21 protein-coding genes are annotated in these 22081 nt (G+C 64.2%); 17 read left to right on the top strand and 4 right to left on the bottom strand.

What is annotated here, in order from left to right; all coding sequences use genetic code 11:
• Nucleotides 1-104: 104 nt before the first annotated feature.
• From HAP41_RS40335 to HAP41_RS40310, 6 genes are all read left to right on the top strand, one after another.
• Nucleotides 105-590: a DUF2852 domain-containing protein gene (locus HAP41_RS40335; RefSeq protein WP_028152211.1), complete on the top strand. Its 486-nt coding sequence runs from the start codon at nt 105-107 to the stop codon at nt 588-590.
• A gap of 198 nt (nt 591-788) precedes the next feature.
• The gene (locus tag HAP41_RS40330; RefSeq protein WP_166079995.1) at nt 789-956 is read left to right on the top strand and encodes a hypothetical protein; all 168 of its coding nucleotides are present in this window, start codon (nt 789-791) and stop codon (nt 954-956) included.
• A 67-nt stretch (nt 957-1023) separates the two neighbouring features.
• Entirely contained in the window at nt 1024-1281 is a 258-nt protein-coding gene (locus HAP41_RS40325; RefSeq protein WP_166079996.1) for a hypothetical protein, read from the top strand.
• The gene (locus tag HAP41_RS40320; RefSeq protein WP_166079997.1) at nt 1278-1415 is read left to right on the top strand and encodes a hypothetical protein; all 138 of its coding nucleotides are present in this window, start codon (nt 1278-1280) and stop codon (nt 1413-1415) included. The genes HAP41_RS40325 and HAP41_RS40320 overlap by 4 nt, the downstream gene beginning before the upstream one ends.
• A gap of 63 nt (nt 1416-1478) precedes the next feature.
• Complete coding sequence (locus HAP41_RS40315) at nt 1479-2246, top strand: serine acetyltransferase domain-containing protein (RefSeq protein WP_166079998.1); 768 nt, start codon at nt 1479-1481, stop codon at nt 2244-2246.
• A 25-nt stretch (nt 2247-2271) separates the two neighbouring features.
• Nucleotides 2272-2982, top strand: a complete 711-nt coding sequence (locus HAP41_RS40310) for an SDR family NAD(P)-dependent oxidoreductase (protein ID WP_063981093.1) — start codon at nt 2272-2274, stop codon at nt 2980-2982.
• A gap of 129 nt (nt 2983-3111) precedes the next feature.
• Here the strand turns inward: HAP41_RS40310 and ggt are convergent, their stop codons facing one another.
• A complete protein-coding gene (gene ggt, locus HAP41_RS40305) occupies nt 3112-4848 on the bottom strand; it encodes a gamma-glutamyltransferase (protein ID WP_166079999.1) in 1737 nt (578 codons plus the stop codon).
• 650 nt (nt 4849-5498) lie between these two features.
• Here ggt and tolQ point away from each other — a divergent pair.
• From tolQ to ftsH, 10 genes are all read left to right on the top strand, one after another.
• The gene (gene tolQ, locus HAP41_RS40300) at nt 5499-6215 is read left to right on the top strand and encodes a protein TolQ (RefSeq protein WP_014492404.1); all 717 of its coding nucleotides are present in this window, start codon (nt 5499-5501) and stop codon (nt 6213-6215) included.
• 43 nt (nt 6216-6258) lie between these two features.
• The gene (gene tolR / locus HAP41_RS40295) at nt 6259-6708 is read left to right on the top strand and encodes a protein TolR (RefSeq protein ID WP_028152217.1); all 450 of its coding nucleotides are present in this window, start codon (nt 6259-6261) and stop codon (nt 6706-6708) included.
• A gap of 4 nt (nt 6709-6712) precedes the next feature.
• Complete coding sequence (locus HAP41_RS40290) at nt 6713-7669, top strand: protein TolA (RefSeq protein ID WP_166080000.1); 957 nt, start codon at nt 6713-6715, stop codon at nt 7667-7669.
• A 41-nt stretch (nt 7670-7710) separates the two neighbouring features.
• Nucleotides 7711-9054, top strand: coding sequence for a Tol-Pal system beta propeller repeat protein TolB (gene tolB, locus HAP41_RS40285; RefSeq protein WP_049807612.1), 1344 nt, complete (start codon nt 7711-7713; stop codon nt 9052-9054).
• A gap of 291 nt (nt 9055-9345) precedes the next feature.
• Entirely contained in the window at nt 9346-11679 is a 2334-nt protein-coding gene (locus HAP41_RS40280) for a putative bifunctional diguanylate cyclase/phosphodiesterase (protein WP_166080001.1), read from the top strand.
• Nucleotides 11680-11878: 199 nt separating this feature from the next.
• Entirely contained in the window at nt 11879-12604 is a 726-nt protein-coding gene (locus tag HAP41_RS40275; protein WP_166080002.1) for an N-acyl amino acid synthase FeeM domain-containing protein, read from the top strand.
• Nucleotides 12605-12897: 293 nt separating this feature from the next.
• Entirely contained in the window at nt 12898-13386 is a 489-nt protein-coding gene (gene pal, locus HAP41_RS40270) for a peptidoglycan-associated lipoprotein Pal (RefSeq protein WP_028152222.1), read from the top strand.
• Nucleotides 13387-13570: 184 nt separating this feature from the next.
• On the top strand, nt 13571-14602 hold the full coding sequence (ybgF, locus tag HAP41_RS40265; RefSeq protein ID WP_166080003.1) for a tol-pal system protein YbgF: 1032 nt from the start codon (nt 13571-13573) through the stop codon (nt 14600-14602).
• A gap of 72 nt (nt 14603-14674) precedes the next feature.
• The gene (gene tilS / locus HAP41_RS40260; RefSeq protein ID WP_166080004.1) at nt 14675-15853 is read left to right on the top strand and encodes a tRNA lysidine(34) synthetase TilS; all 1179 of its coding nucleotides are present in this window, start codon (nt 14675-14677) and stop codon (nt 15851-15853) included.
• Between the two features lie 165 nt (nt 15854-16018).
• The gene (gene ftsH, locus HAP41_RS40255) at nt 16019-17941 is read left to right on the top strand and encodes an ATP-dependent zinc metalloprotease FtsH (protein ID WP_063981098.1); all 1923 of its coding nucleotides are present in this window, start codon (nt 16019-16021) and stop codon (nt 17939-17941) included.
• Between the two features lie 280 nt (nt 17942-18221).
• On the opposite strand, the gene HAP41_RS40250 is transcribed toward ftsH, so the two are convergent.
• From HAP41_RS40250 to HAP41_RS40240, 3 genes are all read right to left on the bottom strand, one after another.
• Complete coding sequence (locus tag HAP41_RS40250) at nt 18222-19085, bottom strand: alpha/beta fold hydrolase (protein ID WP_206706253.1); 864 nt, start codon at nt 19083-19085, stop codon at nt 18222-18224.
• 146 nt (nt 19086-19231) lie between these two features.
• Nucleotides 19232-20092, bottom strand: a complete 861-nt coding sequence (locus HAP41_RS40245) for a DMT family transporter (protein WP_071909745.1) — start codon at nt 20090-20092, stop codon at nt 19232-19234.
• An 86-nt stretch (nt 20093-20178) separates the two neighbouring features.
• Nucleotides 20179-20793 carry a TetR/AcrR family transcriptional regulator gene (locus tag HAP41_RS40240; RefSeq protein ID WP_175617999.1) on the bottom strand — a complete coding sequence of 205 codons (615 nt, stop codon included), beginning with the start codon at nt 20791-20793 and terminating at the stop codon, nt 20179-20181.
• 232 nt (nt 20794-21025) lie between these two features.
• On the opposite strand from HAP41_RS40240, the gene HAP41_RS40235 reads away from it, so the two are divergent.
• Entirely contained in the window at nt 21026-21943 is a 918-nt protein-coding gene (locus tag HAP41_RS40235) for an alpha/beta fold hydrolase (protein ID WP_166080005.1), read from the top strand.
• Nucleotides 21944-22081 lie beyond the last annotated feature (138 nt).

Raw genomic sequence — 22081 nt, 5'->3', positions numbered from 1 at the left:
CGGCGACCCTGTCAGGCGGTCGGCTTGACAAAATCGCGGGATGGTCTACCTATGTAAATGTTATTTACATTCACAACGGCGCTGGTGCCGTGATGGAGATGGAAATGGCCTACACCGCTGATGTCAATCGATGGCGCGGTTCCTCTGACGAACGCTATGAGCGCCCCCACATGCTCGATACGCCCTGGCATCCCGGCTGGATCGCCGTGACCATCCTCGGCTTCATCATCTGGTGGCCGATCGGACTTGCCCTTCTCTTTTTCACACTCGGGAGCAGAAAAATGGGTTGCTGGAGCCACCAGGATCGCTGGCAGAACAAGATGGAGCGGATGCAGTACAAGATGGACCGCATGCGCGGCCGCATGGAGCGCCGTGGTTTCGGCTTCGGCTTCGGCCCGCCCTCGAGCGGCAACCGTGCCTTCGACGAATACCGCACCGAGACGCTGCAGCGGCTTGAGGAAGAGCAGGTCGAGTTCAGGAACTTCCTCGACCGTCTGCGTCACGCCAAGGACAAGGAAGAGTTCGACCAGTTCATGGCGCAGCACAAGACGCGCCCGACCCCGCCGCCGACCGACCAGCCGCAAGGCTGATCTAAAAAGGCTGATCCGGGGTCTGCCTCTCAAAGCCTTCAGGCGCATGCCCCCAAAGTCCTGATGGCCCCGAGCCGCCCGCCTGCGCAACGCAGGCGGGCGGTTTGGTCTTAGGGGACCCGAACCAACTGCCGACGATCCGACACCAAGACTTGCGCGTGCCACCTCAATCCGCCGCGCTGCTGGACGACGCGCATCATGGACCTCTACACCCGCCTGCTGCTGGCCGTGACCGCCCTGGCGGTGCTGGGCTACATCGGCTTGGTCTATGGCAGTTGCGCGTCTGATCCCGATTGCCATTTTCGCCTCTGCGCCGGCGGGCGTGCGTTCTGCGGCTTTGATCACGTACATGTGCAGGACCGGTAGAACCCGATCCGCACCACGCCCGACCAAGCCCTGACGCCGCATCTCCCGCGCGCTGACGGGTACGACCATGACCAACGCCGGACGCAAAAAGATCAGCCAGCGCATCGCGCTCCTTGAGCGCGCCTCGGCGCTGTTCGACCGGTTCGGAAACATCGTGCCGGTGGCGATCGCGTTCCTCAATGGATGGCCGACGGAAGTCCAGCTCTATCCGCAGTGGCAGCTCGGCGAATCCTGGCGGTTCTTTCTCAGCCTTTATCTCTATTGGTTCGCCTCGTTCGCACTCGGCCGCGCGGTCTCTTTTGCCAAGGGGAGTATCGCCCCATGATCCTGCTCCGCGATGTCGCGCTCTTCGTCCTGCCGGTGCTCATCGCGGCGGGCGGCTGGCTCTACGCGCTCAGCCTGCGCAAGCGAGCCCGGCCCGGTCTTGAGGGCGAAAGCAAGCGCGTCCCGGCGGAGTGACTGGCGCCCCGACCCGGACCGCCTATATTCGCCTTCACAAGAGTGGGCGGACCGGAGGCGACAATGGCGGAAGCTGCGATCACGGCGAGCGACGGCCTCTGGCGACAGATCCGCAGCGAGGCGCAGCGCGCGGCCGATGCAGACCCCGTGTTCGGCAACGCCCTTGCGAGTGCCATTCTCGCTCACGATGATTTTGCCGCCGCCTTGGCCGATTTGATCGGGCTGCGGCTCGGCAGCGGCGCCACCGAGCGCACGCGCTTTACGTCCTATTCCCGCGACGCCTTTCAAGGCGAGCCAGCGCTGATCGAAACCGCCAGCCGAGATTTGCAGGCCATCGCATGGCGCGATCCCGCCATCACCGACCTGCTGCCGCCGCTGCTGCATTACAAGGGCTACGTCGCGCTGCAAGCCTGGCGCGTCTCGAACTGGCTCTGGCGTCGTGACCATCGCGACGCGGCGCTGCTGTTTCAGAACGAGGCGTCGAACCTCTTGCAGGTCAGCATTCATCCGGCCGCATCCATTGGATCGTCCGTCTATCTCGACCACGCCACCGGCATCGTGATTGGTGCGAATGTGGTGATCGGCGACGAGGTCACCATCCTCCAGAACGTCAGCATCGGCCGTCGCGGTGAATTGCCGACGCGCTCGCCGCGCATCGGCCGCGGTGTCTATATCGGCGGCGGCGCGACCATTCTCGGTGACATCAATATCGGCGATTTCGCAAAGATCGGTGCCGGCGCTGTTGTGACCGGTGACGTGCCCGCTGGCTGCACCGCGATCGGCAATCCCGCGCGATTGACCAATTGCCCCGAACCTGCCTCGGCGGCTTGACCCCATCAACCTTCGGAGAGTTGCAATGAAGACGGCAATCGTGATCGGCGTTGGTCCGGACCGCGGGGTCGGGGCCCGGCTTTGCAAGCGTTTTGCGGCCGATGGACTCAAGGTGATCGTCGCGGGCCGGACGCTGTCTGCCTTGCAGGCCGTTGTCGACGACATCACGAAGGCCGGCGGCGCAGCCGTACCCTTTGTTGCCGATGCGACCAGGGAGGGGGACATCGTCGCGCTGTTCGATGCCGCCGGCGACAACCTCGACCTCGCCATCTACAACGCCGGCAACAACACGCCCGGCAAGATCATCGAGATGGACGCCGACTATTTCGAGAACGCCTGGCGCGTGGTCTGCTTCGGTGGCTTCCTGTTCGGCCGCGAGGCGGTGCGGCGCATGGTGCCGAAGAAGACCGGCACGCTGCTGTTCACCGGCGCCAGTGCCTCGCTGCGCGGACGCTCCGGCTACGGCGCCTTCAACTCATCCAAGGCCGGCCTGCGCACGCTGGCGCAGGCGATGGCCAAGGAATACGCGAGTGACGGCATCCATGTCGGCCATGTCGTGGTCGACGGCGCGATCGCCGGCGACAAGATCTTTTCACGGTTCCCGGATGCGGCCGGCCGCGAGGACAGCCTGATCGACATCGATGGCATCGTCGATGCCTTCGCCTTCCTCTATCGCCAGCCCGAGCGCGCCTGGTCGTTCGAGCTCGACGTGCGGACCTCGAAGGAGAAGTGGTAGCAACCCACCCGCAAAAGCGTAGCCCGGATGGAGCGAAGCGAAATCCGGGACCGCCCGCGTTGAAAGCCCCGGATTGCGCTTCGCTCCATCCGGGCTACGAACGACGAACGAACGCAGACCGCGACGTGATCAATACCCTGCCGCCAGCCCACTGTTTCGACGTGGATCGTTCGCACCGTAGTAACGATTATTGCCGACTTGCTCGCCGTTCAGCGACGGCGCGCCGACGATGATGACCGCGAGATGGTTGGCCGGTTGCGGCGGTCCGAATTTGTGGCCCATGCCTTCCAGGATCTTGCGCGTGTCTGGTGACAGCGCATAGTCCTCGACATTGGTTATATCAGGCAGCCATTGCTGGTGGATGCGCGGCATGTCGACGGCCTCCTGCGCGTTCATGCCGTAGTCGATCGCATTGATCATGGTCTGCAACACGGCCGTAATGATGCGGCTGCCGCCGGGCGTGCCCACCACCATGACCGTCTTGCCATCCTTGGTGACGATGGTCGGGCTCATCGAAGACAGCGGTCGCTTGCCCGGAGCGATGGAATTCGCCTCACCCTGAACGAGGCCATACAGGTTCGGCACCCCGACCTTGGCCGTGAAGTCGTCCATTTCGTCGTTCAGCAGCACGCCGGTCTTGGCCGCCGTCACCTTGGCCCCGAACCAATCGTTCAGCGTGTACGTCACCGATACCGCGTTGCCGTCCTTGTCCGCGATTGAATAGTGCGTGGTGTTGCTGCCCTCGTGCGGCGCGACGCCCGGCTTGATGTCCTTGGAGATTGCGGCCTTGTTCGGATCGATCACGGCGCGGATCTTGGTGGCGTAATTCTTGTCGAGCAGGCGGTCGAGCGGATTCTTCACGAAATCCGGATCGCCGAGATAGCTGTTGCGGTCCACGTAAGCATGCCGCATGGCCTCGATCTGCACGTGCACGGCCTGCGCGGAATGGTAGCCCAGCTCCTTCAGAGGGTAGCCCTCCAGGATATTCAGGATCTCGCAGATGACGACGCCGCCCGAGCTCGGCGGCGGCGCGGAGATCACGTGATAGCCGCGATAGTCGCATTCGACAGGTGCGAGCTCGCGCGTCTTGTAGCCGTCGAGGTCGTCCTGCGTCAGCAGGCCTTTGCCGGCCTGGCTCGATGCCACGATGGCGCTGCCGACCCACCCCTTGTAGAAGCCGTCGGTGCCTTTGCTGCTGATCTCGCGCAGGATTTTCGCCAGTTCGGATTGCAGCAGTCGATCGCCCACGCCGAACGGCTGGCCGTTGTTGAGGAAGATCGCGCTCGATGCCGGATCGTCCTTGAAATCGTCGGTTGCCGTGCGCAGCAGGTCGATGTCGCCCTGGTCGAGCACAAATCCCTGTTCGGCGAACTGGATCGCGGGAGCGAGCAGGTCGGCGCGCTTCATGGTGCCGTATTTTTCGCGCGCATATTCCATGCCCGAGACGGAGCCTGGCACACCCACAGCCAGATGTCCCTTGGTCGAGATGCCCTTGATGACGTTGCCATCCTTGTCGAGATACATATTGGCCGTCGCCGCCTTGGGCGCGGTCTCGCGGAAATCGAGGAAGGTCTTGCGGCCGTCGGCGAGCTGGATCGTCATGAAGCCGCCACCACCGAGATTGCCGGCGGCCGGATAGACGACGGCCAAGGCATAACCGACGGCCACAGCGGCATCGACGGCATTGCCGCCGCGCTTCAGCACATCGACACCCACCTGGGTCGCCAGATGCTGCGCGGACACCACCATGCCGTTTTGCGCGGCGACCGGTGCGACCGACGCCGCGCGCGCGGGGTCAAAGGCTGTGAGGCAGATCGATATGATCGCGGCGTTCAGCCACCGCAGGCGTGTTCCCGCATTTTGCACGGCTTGCTCCCTTGGCGAGGCCGGCTGTCCCGGCCCTTGTTGATCTATGCAAGCGCAGCCTATCAGGCGGAATCCGTCGGGCAAATCGGCCGCTGATGGCAGCGGTGTTCGAACGGTCAGCGTAAGAAATCGGGTGCCCGCACGGAGCACACTGCGCTCCCCCCTTGCGGGGGAGGGCGGGGGAGAGGGGGAGCCCAGGAAAAGGTGCTCGTTGCGTGTGTTCGATTTCGGTGGGAGCCCCCGTGTGGTACCCCTCTCCCTAGCCCTCCCCCGCAAGGGGGGAGGGAACCGACCTCGCCAGTGGACCCGGCTCCGATCCGTCGCCGCCATGTCCCGCGGCAAAGCGGCCAACCGCCTGCGCTGCCTACCTTTCCGGCAGCCAAATTCGGCCGTGGTAACCGCACGTTAACCATCGGCGGGCTCTGGTAATTGCGGACAGTCGTGCCCGGAGCCGTGCTCGAGGCCCATAGTTTTGACATCTTGGCAGGGAATGCAGACGGCCGGCTTTGGACGAGCCCCTGCACCCCAGAAAGACAAGGCTTTGAGCGGGCTTGCCGGCCGCGCCGGTGCTAGCGCGGCTGTTGGGGAACCGGCAGCCATTTGCTGGCCGGAGAGGTCAGGTAAATGATCGCCTTGAGAGGATACTGCTTATGAATCCGGCCGACGTGGCTCAGTCAGCCCTTCCGGTTGCCGCTTCCGCGGACGTGTCGCTGATTGCGCTGTTCTGGCAGGCTCACTGGATCGTGAAAGCGGTGATGCTGGGGCTTCTCGCCTGCTCGGTCTGGGTCTGGGCCATCGCGATCGACAAGATCTTTCTTTACGCGCGCACCCGCCGCTCGATGGACCGGTTCGAGCAGGCATTCTGGTCCGGCGAGTCGATCGAGGAGCTTTATCGCACGCTCTCGGCCAAGCCGACGCATTCCATGGCGGCCTGTTTCGTCGCCGCCATGCGCGAGTGGAAGCGCTCGTTCGAGAGCCACGCCCGCTCGGTCGCGGGCCTTCAGATGCGCATCGACAAGGTGATGAACGTCTCGATCGCGCGCGAGGTCGAGCGGCTGGAACGCCGGCTGCTGGTGCTCGCTACTGTCGGCTCCGCCGGCCCCTTTGTCGGCCTGTTCGGCACGGTCTGGGGCATCATGTCGAGCTTCCAGTCGATCGCGGCATCGAAAAATACCTCCCTGGCGGTGGTCGCGCCGGGCATCGCGGAAGCGCTGTTTGCGACCGCCGTCGGCCTTATCGCCGCCATTCCTGCCACTATTTTCTACAATAAGTTCACTTCCGAGGTGAACCGGCAGGCCCAGCGGCTCGAAGGTTTCGCCGATGAATTTTCCGCCATTCTGTCGCGTCAGATCGACGAGCGGGGCTGACGGACGGCATGTATAGTGTGAGGGGCAATTTGGGCACTCGATCATGGCGATGAACGTAGCTAGTTCGTCCGGAGGCGGCGGGCGCCGTGGCCGGCGCAAGCCCGTCGTGGCCGAGATCAACGTCACGCCGATGGTGGACGTGATGCTGGTGCTGCTCATCATCTTCATGGTGTCGGCGCCGATGTTGACGGTCGGCGTGCCGCTCGACCTGCCTCAGACCCAGGCCAAGAGCCTCGAAAACAACGACCAGAAGCCGATCCAGATGTCGGTCGACATCAAGGGCAAGGTCTTCATCAACGACGCCGAGATCGCGATCAACGAGTTGATCCCGAAGCTGAAGGCGATCACGGACGCGCGCGGCGGGCTCGAGGAGCGCATCTATCTTCGCGCGGACAAGAAGGCGGATTACGGAACGGTGGCCAAGGTCATGGGCCTGTTGTCCGGCGCGGGCTTCAAGAAGCTGGCGCTCGTGACCGAGGCGGATCAGGGGTAAACCGGTGAAGGTGAACGTCGACAAGACACTCGTTGCGTCGATTGCCCTCCACGTCCTCGTGCTTGGATGGGGACTGGTCACCTTTAGCAGCAAGGCCTTTGTCGCGGAAGAGTCGCTTCCGATCGACATCATCTCCACCGATCAGCTTGCGCAGATGATGTCGGGGCAGAAGACCGGCAAGAAGGAAGAGCCGAAGCCCAAGGTCGAGAAGATCGCGGAAGCCAAGCCCGAGGAAGACGCCGTCGGCAAGGTCACCGAGAAGAAAGAGCTGATCAAGACCAACTCGACGCCCGAGCCGCCGCCGAAACCCGTCGAGAAGCCGGTCGAGAAGAAGCCCGAGCCGCCGAAGCCCGTCGCCGAGGCGAAGCCGAAGGAAGAGCCGAAGCCGCAGGAAAAGAAGCCTGATCCGGCCAAGGAAGATCCGATCGCCGAGCTCCAGAAGAAGCTGGAGACCAAGAAGCCGCCGCCGAAGCCCGTCGAGCAGAAGGTCGCGGCGGTGCAGCCGCAGCAGCAACCGAAGCCCAAGGAGCGCAGCTTCGATCCCGCGCAGATCCAGCGCGACCTCGACAAGCGCGCGGCGACCCGGCACGAGCTCTCCGGCGCGGCGCTGAATGCGTCGGCTGCGCTGGGATCGACGACCGGGACAGCTGCCAACAACGTTGCGACGTGGGGAGGCGCGTTCACGAATGCGGTCCGGCGCTGCTTCACGCCCACCTATAACGGGCAAGACGCCGAGCAATACGAGGCTGACATCGATATCCCGATGAAAATCGACGGCTCGCTTGCGTCCGAGCCGGTTATCGTCGCGGTTCGCGGCCCGTCTCGGTCGATTGCTCAGGCGGTGGCGGAGAGCGCCAAGCGCGCCATCGTGCAGTGTCAGGTCTATTCGTTCCTGCCAAAGCAGCAGTATGACACCTGGAAGACCATTCCGATGCGCTTCGGCCTGAAAGACATGTTGTGACATCCGAACAAAAGAATTTTGCGATGAATGACGTCCTATCGATGAACCGCCGCCGCTTCATGACGCTGACAGGATCGGCGCTCGCGACGCTCGGGGGCGGACATGCCCTGGCCCAGGGCCAAAAGCGGCTCGAACTCAATCCAACGGAGTTTCGGCCGATCCCGATCGCGATCTCCAACTTCGTGCCGGGCTCGCCCGCCGACGGCGACGTCAGCAACGGCGTCACCCAGGTCATCACCAACAATCTGAAGCGGTCGGGCCTGTTCGCACCGATCGACCAGGCCGCTTTCATCGAGCGCATCAGCAACATCGACGTCGCGCCGCAATTCCAGAACTGGAAGACCATCAACGCCCAGGCCCTCGTCACCGGCCGTATGACGCGGGGACAGGACGGAAGGCTCAAGGCGGAATTCCGCCTGTGGGACGTCATCACGGGCCAGCAGCTTGCGGGCCAGCAATATTTCACCTCGCCGGAATATTGGCGCCGTATCGCCCACATCATCTCCGACCAGATCTATGAGCAGATGACCGGCGAAAAGGGCTATTTCGACAGCCGCGTGGTGTTCGTGGACGAGACCGGGCCAAAGGAGCGTCGCGTCAAGCGGCTCGCGATGATGGACCAGGACGGCGCCAATGTGCGCTATCTGACCCGCGGCTCCGACCTCGTGCTGACGCCGCGCTTCTCGCCGAACTCGCAAGAGATCACCTACATGGAGTTCGGCCAGGGCGATCCGAAGGTCTATCTCTTCAACATCGAGACCGGCCAGCGCGAGATCGTCGGCAATTTCCCCGGCATGACCTTTGCGCCGCGCTTCTCGCCGGATGGTCAGCGCGTCATCATGAGCCTGCAGCAGGGCGGCAATTCGAACCTGTTCGTGATGGATCTGCGCTCGCGCTCGACCACGCGCCTCACCGACACGCCGGCGATCGACACCTCTCCATCCTACTCACCGGACGGCACCCGCATCTGCTTCGAGTCCGATCGCGGCGGCAGGTCGCAGATCTATGTGATGGCCGCGGGCGGCGGACAGGCGCAGCGCATCTCCTTCTCCAAGGACGACACCAACGCCACCTATTCGACGCCGGTGTGGTCGCCGCGCGGCGATTACATCGCCTTCACCAGGCAGGGCGGCGGGCAGTTCTCGATCGGCGTCATGAAGCCGGACGGCTCCGGCGAGCGTCTGCTCACCTCGGGCTATCACAACGAAGGGCCGACCTTCTCGCCGAACGGCCGCGTGCTGATGTTCTTCCGCGACCCCGGCGGCAGCGGCGGGCCGTCGCTGTTCTCCGTCGACATCTCCGGCCGCAACGAGCTCAAGGTGCCGACGCCGGGCTTCGCCTCCGACCCGGCATGGTCGCCGCTGCTGTCCTCGACACCCGGCTAGAGCGCCTGCGGGCGAAGTGGATACAGGTTCGCGTTGAAACATCGGGGCTAAGACATTGCGCGTTCAGACGCGCGATGTTTTCGAAAAAACATGCCGATTTTTTCGGGGTTTGGTGCAGGACGCAAGCTTTCCTTCACCTTGTGCCCGGCAACGCCTGCCTAGTTGCTTGATATTTCAGCGGAAATTTGTTCGCTATTGCCGAAAAACAACTCGACTTTAACGATGTTCCCTCAGAAAGGCTTCATCAGGTCTGGGTAAAAGTACGCGCCAAACAGGACGCGTAACAAGCCGATGCAGCTGGCCGACCAGAAGCAGAGCGATCGAGACGAGCTGGAGCCGATACTCTACGCCGCTCTCATCAACTCTATGGTGCAGAATTTCTGGGCGATTTTCCTGGGCTCGGCCTCCGCGGCCGTGGCCGCGGTCATGACTGCGCTGAAGACAGGCGATGTCTGGCTGTGGCCGCTCGCATTTCTGCTGATCGCGATCGGCACCGCGCGCGCGTTCCAGATGCGCGGATACGAAAACCGCACGCACCCACTGTCGTTCGAGGAGGCCAAGCACCTGGAGCCGCGCTACTGGCTCGGCGCGCTCAGCTATGCGGCGGTGCTCGGCCTGTGGTCCTTCGTCGTCATCTACAACAATGACGATCCGATTGCCGACATGCTCTGTGTCGCCATCGGCATCGGCTACACCGCGGGCGGCGCCGCCCGCAATTACGGCCAGCCCCGGGTGATCCAGTGGCACGTCGCGCTCGCCTGCGCACCGATGTCGCTCGCGCTGCTGCTGCATGGCGGCTTCTACCACATCGGGCTCGCCGTCCTGCTCGTGTTCTTCTTCGTCGGGCTGAAGAACATCAATCTCAGCCTGCATGCGATCTTCGTCAAGGCGCTGACCTCGAGCTTTCGTGAGTCCGCGCTGGCAAGCCAGTTCGACACCGCGCTCAACAACATGCCGCATGGCCTGTGCATGTTTCGCGCCGACGGCCGCCTTGCGGTGATGAACCATCGCTTCGGCGAGCTGATGGCGTTGCCCGAAGATCTGGTCAAGCGTGGCGCCACCGCTGCCGACATCGTATCGGCCTGTATCGCCGCCGGCTCAATCTCGGCGGAGAGCGGCAAGCAGATCCTGGCCGAGATCGAGCATGCGCGGATCTGCGAGATCGTCACCGCCGACCCGGATTCCGCGCGCGGCCGCGCGCTCGCCTGGACGTTCCAGCCGATGACTGGCGGTGGCACGGTGCTGCTGCTGGAAGACATCACCGAGCGTACCAACGCGGAAGCCCGGATCACCCATCTCGCCCGCTATGACGAGCTCACGGCGCTGCCCAACCGGGTCTCGTTCCGCGACGAGATCGAACGGTTGCTGGCGATCTCGCACGACGCCGAGCGCCTCTCGGCGCTGCTGTTCGTCGATCTCGACCAGTTCAAGCAGGTCAACGACACGCTCGGCCATCCCTGCGGCGACCAGCTCCTGTGCGCGGTCGCCAACCGCCTGCGCGAGATGTTGCGTCCCGAGGATTTCGTCGCCCGCTTCGGCGGCGACGAGTTCGTCGTGTTCCAGCAGAACATCAGCTCCGCCGAGGATGCCGCGAGCCTCGCCCGCCGCATCGTCGAACGCCTGAGCGAGCGCTATCGCATCGACAATCACCTGGTCGAGATCGGCGCCAGCGTCGGCATCGCGCTGACCTCGCCGGACGGCGACGTCAGGGCCGACACGCTGCTCAAGAACGCCGACATGGCGCTCTACCGCGCCAAGGCCGACGGCCGCGGCACCTTCTGCTTCTTCCGCGACGAGATGGCGGCCACCGTCGAGGCCCGCCGCATTCTCGAGCTCGACCTGCGCAAGGCGCTGGCCAACGAGGAGTTCGAGCTGTTCTACCAGCCGCTGGTCAATCTGAAGTCCGGCAAGATCACGACCTGCGAGGCGCTGCTGCGCTGGAATCATCCGGTGCGCGGCACGGTCTCGCCGGTCGACATCATCCCGGTCGCCGAAGACATGGGGCTGATCGTCGATCTCGGCCGCTGGATCCTGCGCCGCGCCTGCATGGAATGCATGAAGTGGCCCGACGGCGTCAGCGTCGCCGTCAACTTCTCGCCGCAGCAATTCCACCAGCGCGACGTGCTCAGCGAAATCCGCTACGCGCTCGAGGTCTCGGGGCTGCCGGCCCACCGGCTGGAGATCGAGATCACGGAGTCCTCGCTGCTTCGTAACACCCAGCTCACCCACGACACGCTGTCGCAACTGCATGCGCTCGGCGTGCGCATCTCGCTCGACGATTTCGGCACCGGCTATTCCAGCCTCAGCTATCTGCACAATTTCCCGATGCAGAAGGTGAAGATCGACCGCTCCTTCCTCGAGGGCATCGACACCGACCGGCCGCTGACGCTGCTGCGTGGCGTGGCGCGGCTGTCGGCCGACCTCGGCATGGCCGTGGTGGTCGAGGGCATCGAGACCAATGAGCAGCTCGAGCTGATCAGCGCAGACGGCACCGTCTCCGAGGCGCAAGGCTATCTGTTCAGCCGTCCGGTGCCCGCCGTGCGGATGCGCCAGCTCCTCAACGCTTCGCATGGACGGCGCGGCGAGGGCCTGCTCCAGGTTGTCAGCTCACGCTCCTTCGCCTGAGTCCGCATCCAGAAATTGCACGTCGTTTCAGGCAGTTGCCGAACCGACCGTAGTGCTACGGGGGTTAACCCTATCGCGTCGATTGCTTTGCATCGTCGTTAAGGAGGTGTTAATAAATCGTCACGCGCGCGCAAGTTGTTCAGCGGCAAATGGCTCAGGTTCGCGTGGTGGTGTTGTTGGTGGTGGGTAAGGAGTTCGAATGCAGTCCTCAGCCAGATCTGTCATTTCGGCTGTTGGACGGGGAGCGGAGCTTCTGACCGACGTCGACTATCATCTCGCGTCGACGGACGCGGAGAAGGAGCAAATCTACAACCTCCGCTACCGCGCCTATCTGCGCGAGGGTGCCGTCAGGGAATCCGCGGAAGCCCGCGTCACCGACCGCTACGACGAGTTGCCGAACGCGTGGACCTTCGGCGTCTATCTCCGTGGCCAGCTCTGCAGCTCCGTGCGCATCAGCGTGCTGACTTCGGAATGGCGCGAGTCCACCTCGGCCGACGTCTTCCCCGACATCCTGCTGCCGCGGCTCGATCGCGGCGAGGTCATGATCGACCCGACCCGCTTTGTCGCCGATCCCGACCAGGTGAAGCGGGTTCCGGAATTGCCCTATCTGACGACCCGGCTCGCCTACATGGCGTGCGAGCACTTCAATGCCGATCTCGGCCTCGCCATCGTGCGTCCCGAGCATCAGGCCTTCTACCGGCGGGTGTTCCTGCACGAGACGATCGCCGAACCCCGCCTGGTTCCGGGCCTCACCAAGCCGTTCGGCCTGATGGCGGCGGATTTCCCGACCTTCCGGAAGAAGGTGTTCGAGCGTTATCCGATCATGCGCTCCACCGCCTTCGAGCGGCGGATGCTGTTTGGGCGCGGCGGGCAGCGCGAGATCCCGCAGCGGTCGTCACTGGTGCCGGAAGCCGCTCACGTCTGATTGCCTGCCGTCACCGCCTCGAGCCGCCGCGCGCCTTTCGGCCGGGGCTCCGTTCATCCCCATCATCGTCCGAGCCCAAAATTCCAGCAAAAGCCTGCACTTTTGCCGGTTGCTGCAGGTTGCTTCACCCTCGCGCCACATTTAGAACCCATTAACCATGACGGTTGCTTTTCGCGGTTTGGGGGCATTTGACCGGCTGAAGCAAGGTTCCATCAAGGTTGACGGAACGTTCGCTTAACCAACCCCCTGTAGACCGGACAGCAGTGGACGAACGTGAGCGTGGAGGCTCCGGAATGAAATACCCTATGCGTATCCTCCAGGGATTGAAGCTGGCTGCGGTGGTTGCGATCGCGCTGTCGATGGGCGCATGCGCGAACAAGAACGCAGCGACGGATGCGATGGCCAATGCTGCGACGCCTGGCAGCCAGCAGGATTTCGTCGTTAACGTGGGCGACCGCGTGTTCTTCGAGAGCGACCAGACCGATCTGACGCCGCAGGCGATCGTGACCCTGGAGAAGCAGGCTCAGTGGCTCCAGAACTATCGGCAGTACAGCTTCACCATCGAGGGGCATGCCGACGAGCGCGGCACCCGCGAATACAACATCGCACTCGGCGCCCGCCGCGCCCAGTCGGTGCGTTCGTTCCTCGCCTCGCGCGGCATCGATCCGAACCGCATGCGCACGATCTCCTACGGCAAGGAGCGGCCGGTCGCTGTCTGTAACGATATTTCCTGCTGGTCGCAGAACCGTCGCGCCGTCACCGTGCTGAACGCGAGCTCCTGACGATCAGTCAGGCGCCGTTCATCTTCAGGAACCGATTATGCCGGCGCCCTCTCGGGCGCCGGTTTTGTTTCAGCCATCTGTGACCGAAACCCCGTGGTGCCAGTCACATTTTTGGCGTACTGCCTTTCAATGTGTGGCGCGTCGCATGTTCCGTCGCAGATTTCGTTTTCGTCGTCAGGGCAAGATGTCATCCAGATCCAAGGTCTTTACCGGCACCGTGGCGATCGCCGCGCTGTTCTCTTTGTGCTCGCCTGCACTGGCGCAGTCGGACGATGACCCCGAGATGCGGATCGAGCGGCTGGAGAACCAGCTGCGCCAGCTCACCGGGCAGAACGAGGAGCTGCAATACCGCAACCGCCAGCTCGAAGAGCGGCTGCGGGCGCTCGAGGGCGGCGCGCAAGCCGCGCCCGGACAGGTGCCGGTGCAGCCCTCTGTCGCGGCCGTACCGCCTGCGCAGTCCGCGCCGGCCTACCGCCAGCAGCAACAGGCTCAGCCGAATTACGAGCAGCCGCAGATCGCTGCTCCCGCGCCGATCGTTCAGGAGCAGCCGGCGCCCGGTGCGCCCGGCGTGCGCCGCCGCGGTGATTCCTTCGATCCGAACCAGAACCCGAATGCGCCCGGCGCGCCGCGCGCGCTTGGTGGCGGGCAGCAGCCGATGGCGGCAGGCGCCCCTGGCGGCGGGCGCGCTGCCGGCGAGCCGCTCGATCTCGCCAACACCAGCCCGCGCTACCAGCAAGGCGTGCCGCCGGCAGCCCAGCCCGGCTATCCGCCGGCACAATCGGGCTATCCAGCGCCATCGGGCGGCACCGGCCTGACGACCCTGCCGCCCTCGGCAACGCCGCGCGACGAGTTCGACCTCGGCATCGGCTACATGCAGCGCAAGGACTATGCGCTGGCCGAGCAGACCATGAAGAATTTTGCGCAGAAACATCCGAGCGATCCGCTGCTCGGCGACGCGCAATACTGGCTCGGCGAAAGCTATTTCCAGCGCCAGCAATATCGCGACTCCGCGGAAGCCTTCCTCGCCGTCACCACCAAATACGACAAGTCCGCCAAGGCGCCGGATGCCCTGCTGCGGCTCGGCCAGTCGCTGGCCGCGCTGAAGGAGAAAGAGGCCGCCTGCGCCGTCTTCGGCGAGGTCGGCCGCAAATATCCGCGCGCCTCCGCCGGCGTCAAATCCGCCGTCGATCGCGAGCAGAAGCGGGTGAAGTGCTGACGCATGGCATTTGCGCCCTGACAATGCGGATCGCGCCGCGCTAAATAGTCTGGCGATGGCCTGGGCAGCGTCATGTCGGACGACGACAACTCACCGATCTCGGCACGCGCGGCGAAGCAGCTCTTCGCCGAGCTCAGAAGCGCGCCGGCGCTGGTGCTCGCGGTCTCCGGCGGACCTGACTCGGTCGCGCTGATGTGGCTCGCCGCGCGCTGGAAGCGCGGCCTGGCACGCGGTCCGCAACTGACCGTCGTCACCGTCGATCACGGCCTGCGCCCGGAGGCGGCGCGCGAGGCGCGCGAGGTCAAGCGGCTGGCGGCCGAACTCGGGCTGGCGCACCGAACCCTGCGCTGGCGCGGCGCGAAGCCGGACACGGGACTGCCTGCCGCTGCACGCGAAGCCCGCTACCGCCTGCTTGCGCAGGCCGCGCGCAACGCCGGCGCGAGCCATGTGCTGACCGCCCACACCCGCGACGATCAGGCCGAGACCCTGTTGATGCGCCTTGTCCGCGGCAGCGGGCTTGCCGGGCTGTCGGCGATGGCGCGCCTCACGGAGCGCGACGGCGTCGTGCTGGTGCGTCCGCTGCTCGATGTCCCGAAGTCGCAGCTGATCGCGACCTTGAGGCGGGCGAAGATCGGATTTGCCGATGATCCCACCAATCGCGACACCGCCTTCACCCGGCCGCGGCTGCGCGCGCTGCTGCCGCAACTCGCGGCCGAGGGGGGCGACAGCAGGAGCCTGGCGCGGCTCGCAGGCAGGCTGGCGCGCGCCAATGCGGCGGTCGACGTGCTGGTCGATGGCGCCGAACGCTTCCTTCAGCTTCGGGCGCGCGGCGATGCGCCGCAGGCGGGCGTTCGCAGCTTCGAGGCCTCGGCATTCGCCAATCTGCCTGAGGAGGTCCGGCTGCGGCTCCTGCTGCGGGCCGTCAATGCCCTTGGTCATGAGGGGCCGGCGGAACTCGGTAAGGTCGAGACTCTCCTGGCGGCGCTCGATCAGGCCATAGCTGCAAGTTTGGCTGCAAGCCCCCGCGCAGCCGCAAATGGCCGGCCGTTCCTGAAGCAGACCCTTGCGGGAGCCTTGATCAGCCTTGCCGGGGGGCGTATCCACATCGCACCGGCGCCCGCCCGGCGGTCCAAGGGACGGATGAGGGCGGATCATGACACCGGCCGTTTCGGCCGCGTGCCGTCAGGACACCTTAACCAGGCAGGAAAAACCCCGGGCAGATCGCCATTATTTCAGCGGGAATCGCTCTAAGATGGGATAAATAGTCCCATCTCGTTCCCTTGGCAGCGACCGGGGCGGCACCTAAATTGTATCCGTCTAACCAAGAGGATTCCTTGGGGATTTCCTCGCACTGACAAAGTAACTGCTACCGCCCAAGGATCAGGCCGCGATCCGCGCGACCATGAAGGAAGATCGATGAACGCCAATCTGCGCAATTTCGCCCTCTGGGTCATCATTGTCTTGCTGCTGTTGGCGTTGTTCACGCTCTTCCAGAATCCGGGTCAGCGCGCCTCCTCGCAGGACATCGCCTTCTCCCAGCTCTTGAGCGAAGTTGACCGCGGCAATGTGCGCGATGTCGTGATCCAGGGGCCGGATATCCACGGCACCTTCACCAATGGCTCAAGCTTCCAGACCTATGCGCCGAACGATCCGACGCTGGTGAAGCGCCTCTATGACAGCAAGGTCCAGATCACCGCGAAGCCGCCCGGCGACAACGTGCCGTGGTTCGTCTCGCTGCTGGTCTCCTGGCTGCCCTTCATCGCGCTGATCGGCGTGTGGATCTTCCTGTCGCGTCAGATGCAGGGCGGCGCCGGCAAGGCGATGGGCTTCGGCAAGTCGCGGGCCAAGATGCTGACGGAGGCCCATGGCCGCGTCACCTTCGAGGACGTCGCCGGCGTGGACGAAGCCAAGCAGGACCTGCAGGAGATCGTCGAATTCCTCCGCGACCCCGGCAAATTCCAGCGCCTCGGCGGCCGGATTCCGCGCGGCGTGCTGCTGGTCGGCCCTCCCGGCACCGGTAAGACCCTGATCGCGCGTGCGGTCGCGGGCGAAGCCAACGTGCCGTTCTTCACCATCTCGGGTTCCGACTTCGTCGAAATGTTCGTCGGCGTCGGTGCTTCCCGCGTCCGCGACATGTTCGAGCAGGCCAAGAAGAATGCGCCCTGCATCATCTTCATCGACGAAATCGACGCCGTCGGTCGTCACCGTGGCGCCGGTCTCGGCGGCGGCAATGACGAGCGCGAGCAGACGCTGAACCAGCTGCTGGTCGAGATGGACGGCTTCGAGGCCAACGAGGGCGTGATCCTGATCGCCGCGACCAACCGTCCCGACGTGCTCGATCCCGCGCTGCTGCGTCCGGGCCGCTTCGACCGTCAGGTCGTGGTGCCCAATCCCGACGTCGTCGGCCGCGAGCAGATCCTCAAGGTTCACGTCCGCAAGGTGCCGCTGGCGCCAGATATCAACCTCAAGACCATCGCGCGCGGCACCCCGGGCTTCTCCGGCGCCGACCTGATGAACCTCGTCAACGAAGCCGCCCTGACCGCCGCCCGCCGCAACAAGCGGATGGTGACGCAGGCCGAGTTCGAAGAGGCCAAGGACAAGGTGATGATGGGTGCCGAGCGCAAGTCGCTCGTCATGACCGAGGAAGAGAAGCTGCTGACGGCCTATCACGAGGGCGGCCACGCCATCGTCGGCCTCAACGTCGTCGCGACCGATCCGATCCACAAGGCGACCATCATTCCGCGCGGCCGTGCGCTGGGTATGGTCATGCAGCTACCCGAACGCGACAAGCTGTCGATGTCGCTGGAGCAGATGACCTCGCGCCTCGCCATCATGATGGGTGGCCGCGTCGCCGAAGAGCTGATCTTCGGCCGTGAGAAGGTGACGTCGGGTGCGTCCTCCGACATCGAGCAGGCTACGCGCCTCGCCCGCATGATGGTGACGCGTTGGGGCCTGTCCGAGGCGCTCGGCACCGTGTCCTATGGCGAGAACCAGGACGAGGTTTTCCTGGGCATGTCGGTGTCGCGCACCCAGAACGCATCGGAGGCGACGGTCCAGAAGATCGACACCGAGATCCGGCGTTTCGTGGAAGAGGGCTACAACGAAGCGACCCGCATTCTCACCGAGAAGCGTGCCGACCTCGAAGCTCTCGCCAAGGGCCTGCTCGAGTTCGAGACGCTCTCCGGCGACGAGATCATCGACCTGCTCAAGGGCAAGAAGCCGAACCGCGAGTCCGTGCTCGAGCCGGCTACGCCGCGCGCCTCCGCCGTGCCCCCGGCCGGCAAGTCCCGCCCGCGGCCCGATCCGGATCCCGGCCTGGAGCCCCAGCCGCAGGCGTAATCGAGAAGCGGCAGATCGAATTGAAAAGCGCGGCGGAAACGTCGCGTTTTTTGTTGGCCCCGTCATTGCGAGCGTAGCGAAGCAATCCAGAATCTTTCCGCAGTGGCAGTCTGGATTGCTTCGCTACGCTCGCAATGACGATGCTGATGCTGTTGGGCTCGCAATGACTTGGCGTCGCTTCGTAGGGTGGGCAAAGGCGCTTTAGCGCCGTGCCCACCGTCTCTCGGCAATCGCGATAGACGTGGTGGGCACGCTGCGCTTTGCCCACCCTACAATCCTCTCATTTCGGCGATGTGCGCGACTTCTCACCCTCCAGAAAATGCAGCACGTCGTCGCTGAACTGCTCGGGATCCTGCAGGAACGAGAAGTGACTGACCTCCGGCTGGATCAGCAGGCCGGCGCCCGGAATGTTCGCCGCCATGAATTCGGTGTTCTCGCGCTTGATCGCCTCGTCGTGGTCGCCGTCCACGATCCAGGTCGGGACCTTGATCGTCGCGAGATCCGACGCCGTCCATTTCGGCTGGCTCTCCCACATTTTAGTGATCTCGGCGACGAAGCTCTTGTACTCGGTCGGGGTCGGCGAGAGGCGCTTGTACTCCTCGCCGGCTCTTGCGATGTAGGCGTTGAAGACGTCGCTCGACGCGATGTCCGCAACGCCTGACGGATCCGAGTTCGCCGCGAAGGCAAACAGCTTGCTCACGCGCTCCGGGTGCTTCATCGCAGTGTCGAGGCCGATGATCGCGCCGTCGCTCCAGCCCACGATCGCAGCTTTCCTGATCTTCAGGTGATCGAGCAGGGCGACCACGTCCGAGGCCATCAGATCGTAGCCATAGGGCTCCCGATTGCGGCTGCTGCGCCCATGCCCGCGGCTGTCCATGACGATGACCTGATAGTGCCGTTGCAGCGCGCGGACCTGGCGGCCCCAATAATTGGCGTTGGCGAGGCCGCCATGGAGCAACAGGACGGGCTCGCCGCGGCCGAAAATTGCGTACCAGACCTTGATGCCGTTGACGGGTGCAAAACCGCTCTGCGTCGCCTTGGGCAGGGTCGGCGTCGGCGGCAGGTTCAGCCATTGCGGCGCCGCATGTGCCGCGCTGATCGCGACCGTGACGAGAAGCGCGGCGAGAAGATTGCGAAACATCATGATACGCCCTCCGGTTCGACCGTCCGATATTAGCGCACGGCAAGTTGGGGGCGTCACGTCGCAACACGGTCCACCACCGAGACGTGAAGCCTCGTGATCTCCGTTGCCAGGCAGATGATGTCGATGCCACAACGCAACGTCCGGGCTCAAATGGGGCGCGCGCTCGGTCTGACTTGTGTCATCGCAACGCCTGCGATCGCGAGCAGCCCGCCGGCGATCAACTTCGGGGTCATGCGCTCGCCAAGGAACAGCACGCTCGACGTCAAGGCGAACACCGGAAGCAGCAGGCCGAAGGGCGCGACGCGGCCCATGGAGCAGCGGGCGATCAGCCAGAACCAGAGGCCGAACCCGACAATTCCGCCGATGAAAATCGTGTAGGCGAGCGCCAGCCAGCCGCGTCCATCCGCCGTGACGAGGCTCGCCAGTTGTCCGTATTCGAGCAGCAGCGACATCAACATGACCTGCGGCACCGTGAACAGCGACGACCATCCCATCAACATCAGGGGATCGAAAGGGCCGTAGCGTTTCGTCAGGACGTTGGACACCGCGAATGCGAAGGCCGCCCCGACCACCAGCAGCAGCGGAAGCCCGTTGGCCGACAGGCCAGGCTCCGCTGCCAGCACGACAACGCCGGCGAATGCGAGCAGCACTCCGGCGGACGTGGTGAGAGACGGCCGCTCGGCGAGCAGCGGCCAGGCCAGCAGGACGGTGAAGGGCGTCGCGAGCTGATACGCGACGGCCGACAGGCTTCCCGAGCCGAGCCCGAGTCCGACATAGAACAGGCCGAAGTTCAGGCCACCAAGGAAGATCGAAATCGCGACGACAGGGCCGAACTGCTCGCGCGTCGGCCGTTTGACGAACGGAACGAGCAGCAGTGCGATCGCGAGGAAGCGCAGCGCGAGGAAGAACAGCGGCGGAAACTCCGAAACGCCGACCTTGATGGCCACGAACTGATAGCCCCAGAGCAGGGGAACGGCCACCGCGCAGACGATCTGGATGGCAGACATGGCATCCTTCCTTTCACGACCGATCGGTCCATATATTGACGCACCAGGTGCGGAGGCGTCCGGGGTTAGTTGACCTGATTGGCTTGCTACCTGACGAACCGATCGAGCAGAGCGTCAGCGGTGGCTTGCGATGTGGCCCGCGCCGGCGCCGTCTTGCCGACCACGCGCAGGCCCTCGACGAAACAGACAAGAATTTTGGCGGCACTCGCGGGATCGACACCGTCGGCCAGCTTGCGCGCCACCTTCGCGCGGGACAGGGCATCGGCCACCCGGACCTCCATGTCCCTGAAGAAGCCCGCGACGCGGCGACCAATCTCGGCATCCTTGCCGGCCAGCTCCATGGCCGTGGCCACCAGCAGGCAGCCGCGCCGGCCATTGGCGCCGCTGGTGCGGTCGACATAGCCGGCAAGATAGGCCCGCAGGGCGTCGACCGGCTCCCTGCGGGGAGCGAGCTCGACATCCATCCGTGTCACGGCATCGGCAATGTAGCGATCGAGCGCGCGCAGGAAGAGCGAGTGCTTGTCGCCGAACGCGGCGTAAAGGCTGCCACGCGAGAGTTTCGTGGCCCGAAGCAGGTCCGGCAGCGCCGTGGCGTGATAGCCGTGCGACCAGAACACCCCCATCGCGCGTTCGACCGCGGCGTCCACGTCGAAGCTTCGGGGACGGCCACGGGGCGACTGCACTGGGGTTTGGCGGCTCATGATCGATATATAGACCGATCGGTCTATATATCGCAAGTGCCTGTTTCGGAGCAAAAGCCGGCGTCAGCTTTGAACGCCGAAATGGCTGTTCAGGGCCAGTTGCAGACATCCGACAGCCATGTGACCATGGTGGCCGTTGTTGCAGCCCACGATCAAGAAATTCCAGAAAGAGATGGTTCGCTGAGACAAAGGCTCCGCGAGATCGACGAGTCATCGAGGCCCGACGGAGGGCATGTATTTGAGACATTCAAGCAACGCTGCGTGTCTTGGCGAAGGTGCAGTCCAGATCGGCGGTCGATCGCTAGCTTACCTTCAGGTCGGCGACCCGAACGGTCCGCTCGTGCTTCACAATCATGGCGGACCATCGAGCCGGCTGGAAGCCAAGGTTTTTGCGTCTCACGCGCTCAATCTTGGTTTGAGATTTGTGTGCGTGGACCGTCCAGGCCAAGGCAAATCAGATCCTCAACACGGTCGCACCTTCGCAGGCTGGGCCGCAGACCTGGAAGCGATTGCCAACGCTTTTGAGACCGATCGCTTTGCGGTCACAGGCTGGTCTGAGGGTGGTCCTTGGGCGCTCGCGGCAGCGGCGTACCTCGATCCCGCGAAGCTGATACACGTTGCCAGCATCGCTCCCGGATCCTACGGCGCATTCGGTACGAATTGGGCAGCGAAGGATCTGTCCTCGGCCGACGCCATGGGTGGGTTCCTTGCACTGCATTTCCGGCCGGGTTTCCAGCTGATGTATGACCTGATTGATCTCGCTGCGACGCGGTTTCCGGAGCAGTACAAGAAGGCATTGCTGAAGGCGAGCTGCCCCGCTGACCTCGCGGCGCTTGCTGATGACGATGTGCTGAGTGCCATCGTGGAGTCCGGACGCGAGTGCTTCCGGCAAGGCGTTGACGGTCTCGTGACCGATGCGCAGATGCTCTACCAACAGTGGCCATTCGACGTCACGGCGATCCATAGGCCGGTTCATCTGTGGCAAGGCGGCGCCGATACGTTTGTGCCTTACGCAGTAAACAAACCGCTGGGTGAGCGGATGCCTGGAGCGGTATGGCACGAAGTCGCTGATGGCGGGCACTTTATTGCGAGTTCACACGCCGCCGAAATATTGGCGGTCGTTGCTAACGATCTGGCAGCAACGGCGTGATTTCGGTCTCCCATCGTCCCGATGGGAATGTCCGCTACGGATCAAAATGCGAAGAACGCAGAGCGGGCAAAGTCAGTGCGCTCTACCCCACCAAGCGGACCTCAATGAAAGGTCTCGCCACTTCGCTGATGGGCCAAG

It is taken from the genome of Bradyrhizobium barranii subsp. apii (genome assembly GCF_011516635.5).
GTDB classification, from domain to species: Bacteria; Pseudomonadota; Alphaproteobacteria; order Rhizobiales; family Xanthobacteraceae; genus Bradyrhizobium; species Bradyrhizobium barranii.
Note: the sequence above shows the minus strand (reverse complement) of the source record. Positions and strands in the feature narration are given on the sequence as shown.

Coding starts and splice junctions, on each gene's coding strand:
- tolR (WP_028152217.1), top strand. CDS start 6,259: ATGGCGATGAACGTAGCTAGTTCGTCCGGAGGCGGCGGGCGCCGTGGC.
- HAP41_RS40335 (WP_028152211.1), top strand. CDS start 105: ATGGCCTACACCGCTGATGTCAATCGATGGCGCGGTTCCTCTGACGAA.
- HAP41_RS40245 (WP_071909745.1), bottom strand. CDS start 20,092: ATGTCTGCCATCCAGATCGTCTGCGCGGTGGCCGTTCCCCTGCTCTGG.
- HAP41_RS40310 (WP_063981093.1), top strand. CDS start 2,272: ATGAAGACGGCAATCGTGATCGGCGTTGGTCCGGACCGCGGGGTCGGG.
- HAP41_RS40325 (WP_166079996.1), top strand. CDS start 1,024: ATGACCAACGCCGGACGCAAAAAGATCAGCCAGCGCATCGCGCTCCTT.
- HAP41_RS40250 (WP_206706253.1), bottom strand. CDS start 19,085: ATGATGTTTCGCAATCTTCTCGCCGCGCTTCTCGTCACGGTCGCGATC.
- ybgF (WP_166080003.1), top strand. CDS start 13,571: ATGTCATCCAGATCCAAGGTCTTTACCGGCACCGTGGCGATCGCCGCG.
- HAP41_RS40320 (WP_166079997.1), top strand. CDS start 1,278: ATGATCCTGCTCCGCGATGTCGCGCTCTTCGTCCTGCCGGTGCTCATC.
- ftsH (WP_063981098.1), top strand. CDS start 16,019: ATGAACGCCAATCTGCGCAATTTCGCCCTCTGGGTCATCATTGTCTTG.
- HAP41_RS40235 (WP_166080005.1), top strand. CDS start 21,026: ATGTATTTGAGACATTCAAGCAACGCTGCGTGTCTTGGCGAAGGTGCA.
- HAP41_RS40280 (WP_166080001.1), top strand. CDS start 9,346: ATGCAGCTGGCCGACCAGAAGCAGAGCGATCGAGACGAGCTGGAGCCG.
- HAP41_RS40275 (WP_166080002.1), top strand. CDS start 11,879: ATGCAGTCCTCAGCCAGATCTGTCATTTCGGCTGTTGGACGGGGAGCG.
- tolQ (WP_014492404.1), top strand. CDS start 5,499: ATGAATCCGGCCGACGTGGCTCAGTCAGCCCTTCCGGTTGCCGCTTCC.
- tilS (WP_166080004.1), top strand. CDS start 14,675: ATGTCGGACGACGACAACTCACCGATCTCGGCACGCGCGGCGAAGCAG.
- HAP41_RS40315 (WP_166079998.1), top strand. CDS start 1,479: ATGGCGGAAGCTGCGATCACGGCGAGCGACGGCCTCTGGCGACAGATC.
- HAP41_RS40330 (WP_166079995.1), top strand. CDS start 789: ATGGACCTCTACACCCGCCTGCTGCTGGCCGTGACCGCCCTGGCGGTG.
- pal (WP_028152222.1), top strand. CDS start 12,898: ATGAAATACCCTATGCGTATCCTCCAGGGATTGAAGCTGGCTGCGGTG.
- tolB (WP_049807612.1), top strand. CDS start 7,711: ATGAACCGCCGCCGCTTCATGACGCTGACAGGATCGGCGCTCGCGACG.
- HAP41_RS40240 (WP_175617999.1), bottom strand. CDS start 20,793: ATGAGCCGCCAAACCCCAGTGCAGTCGCCCCGTGGCCGTCCCCGAAGC.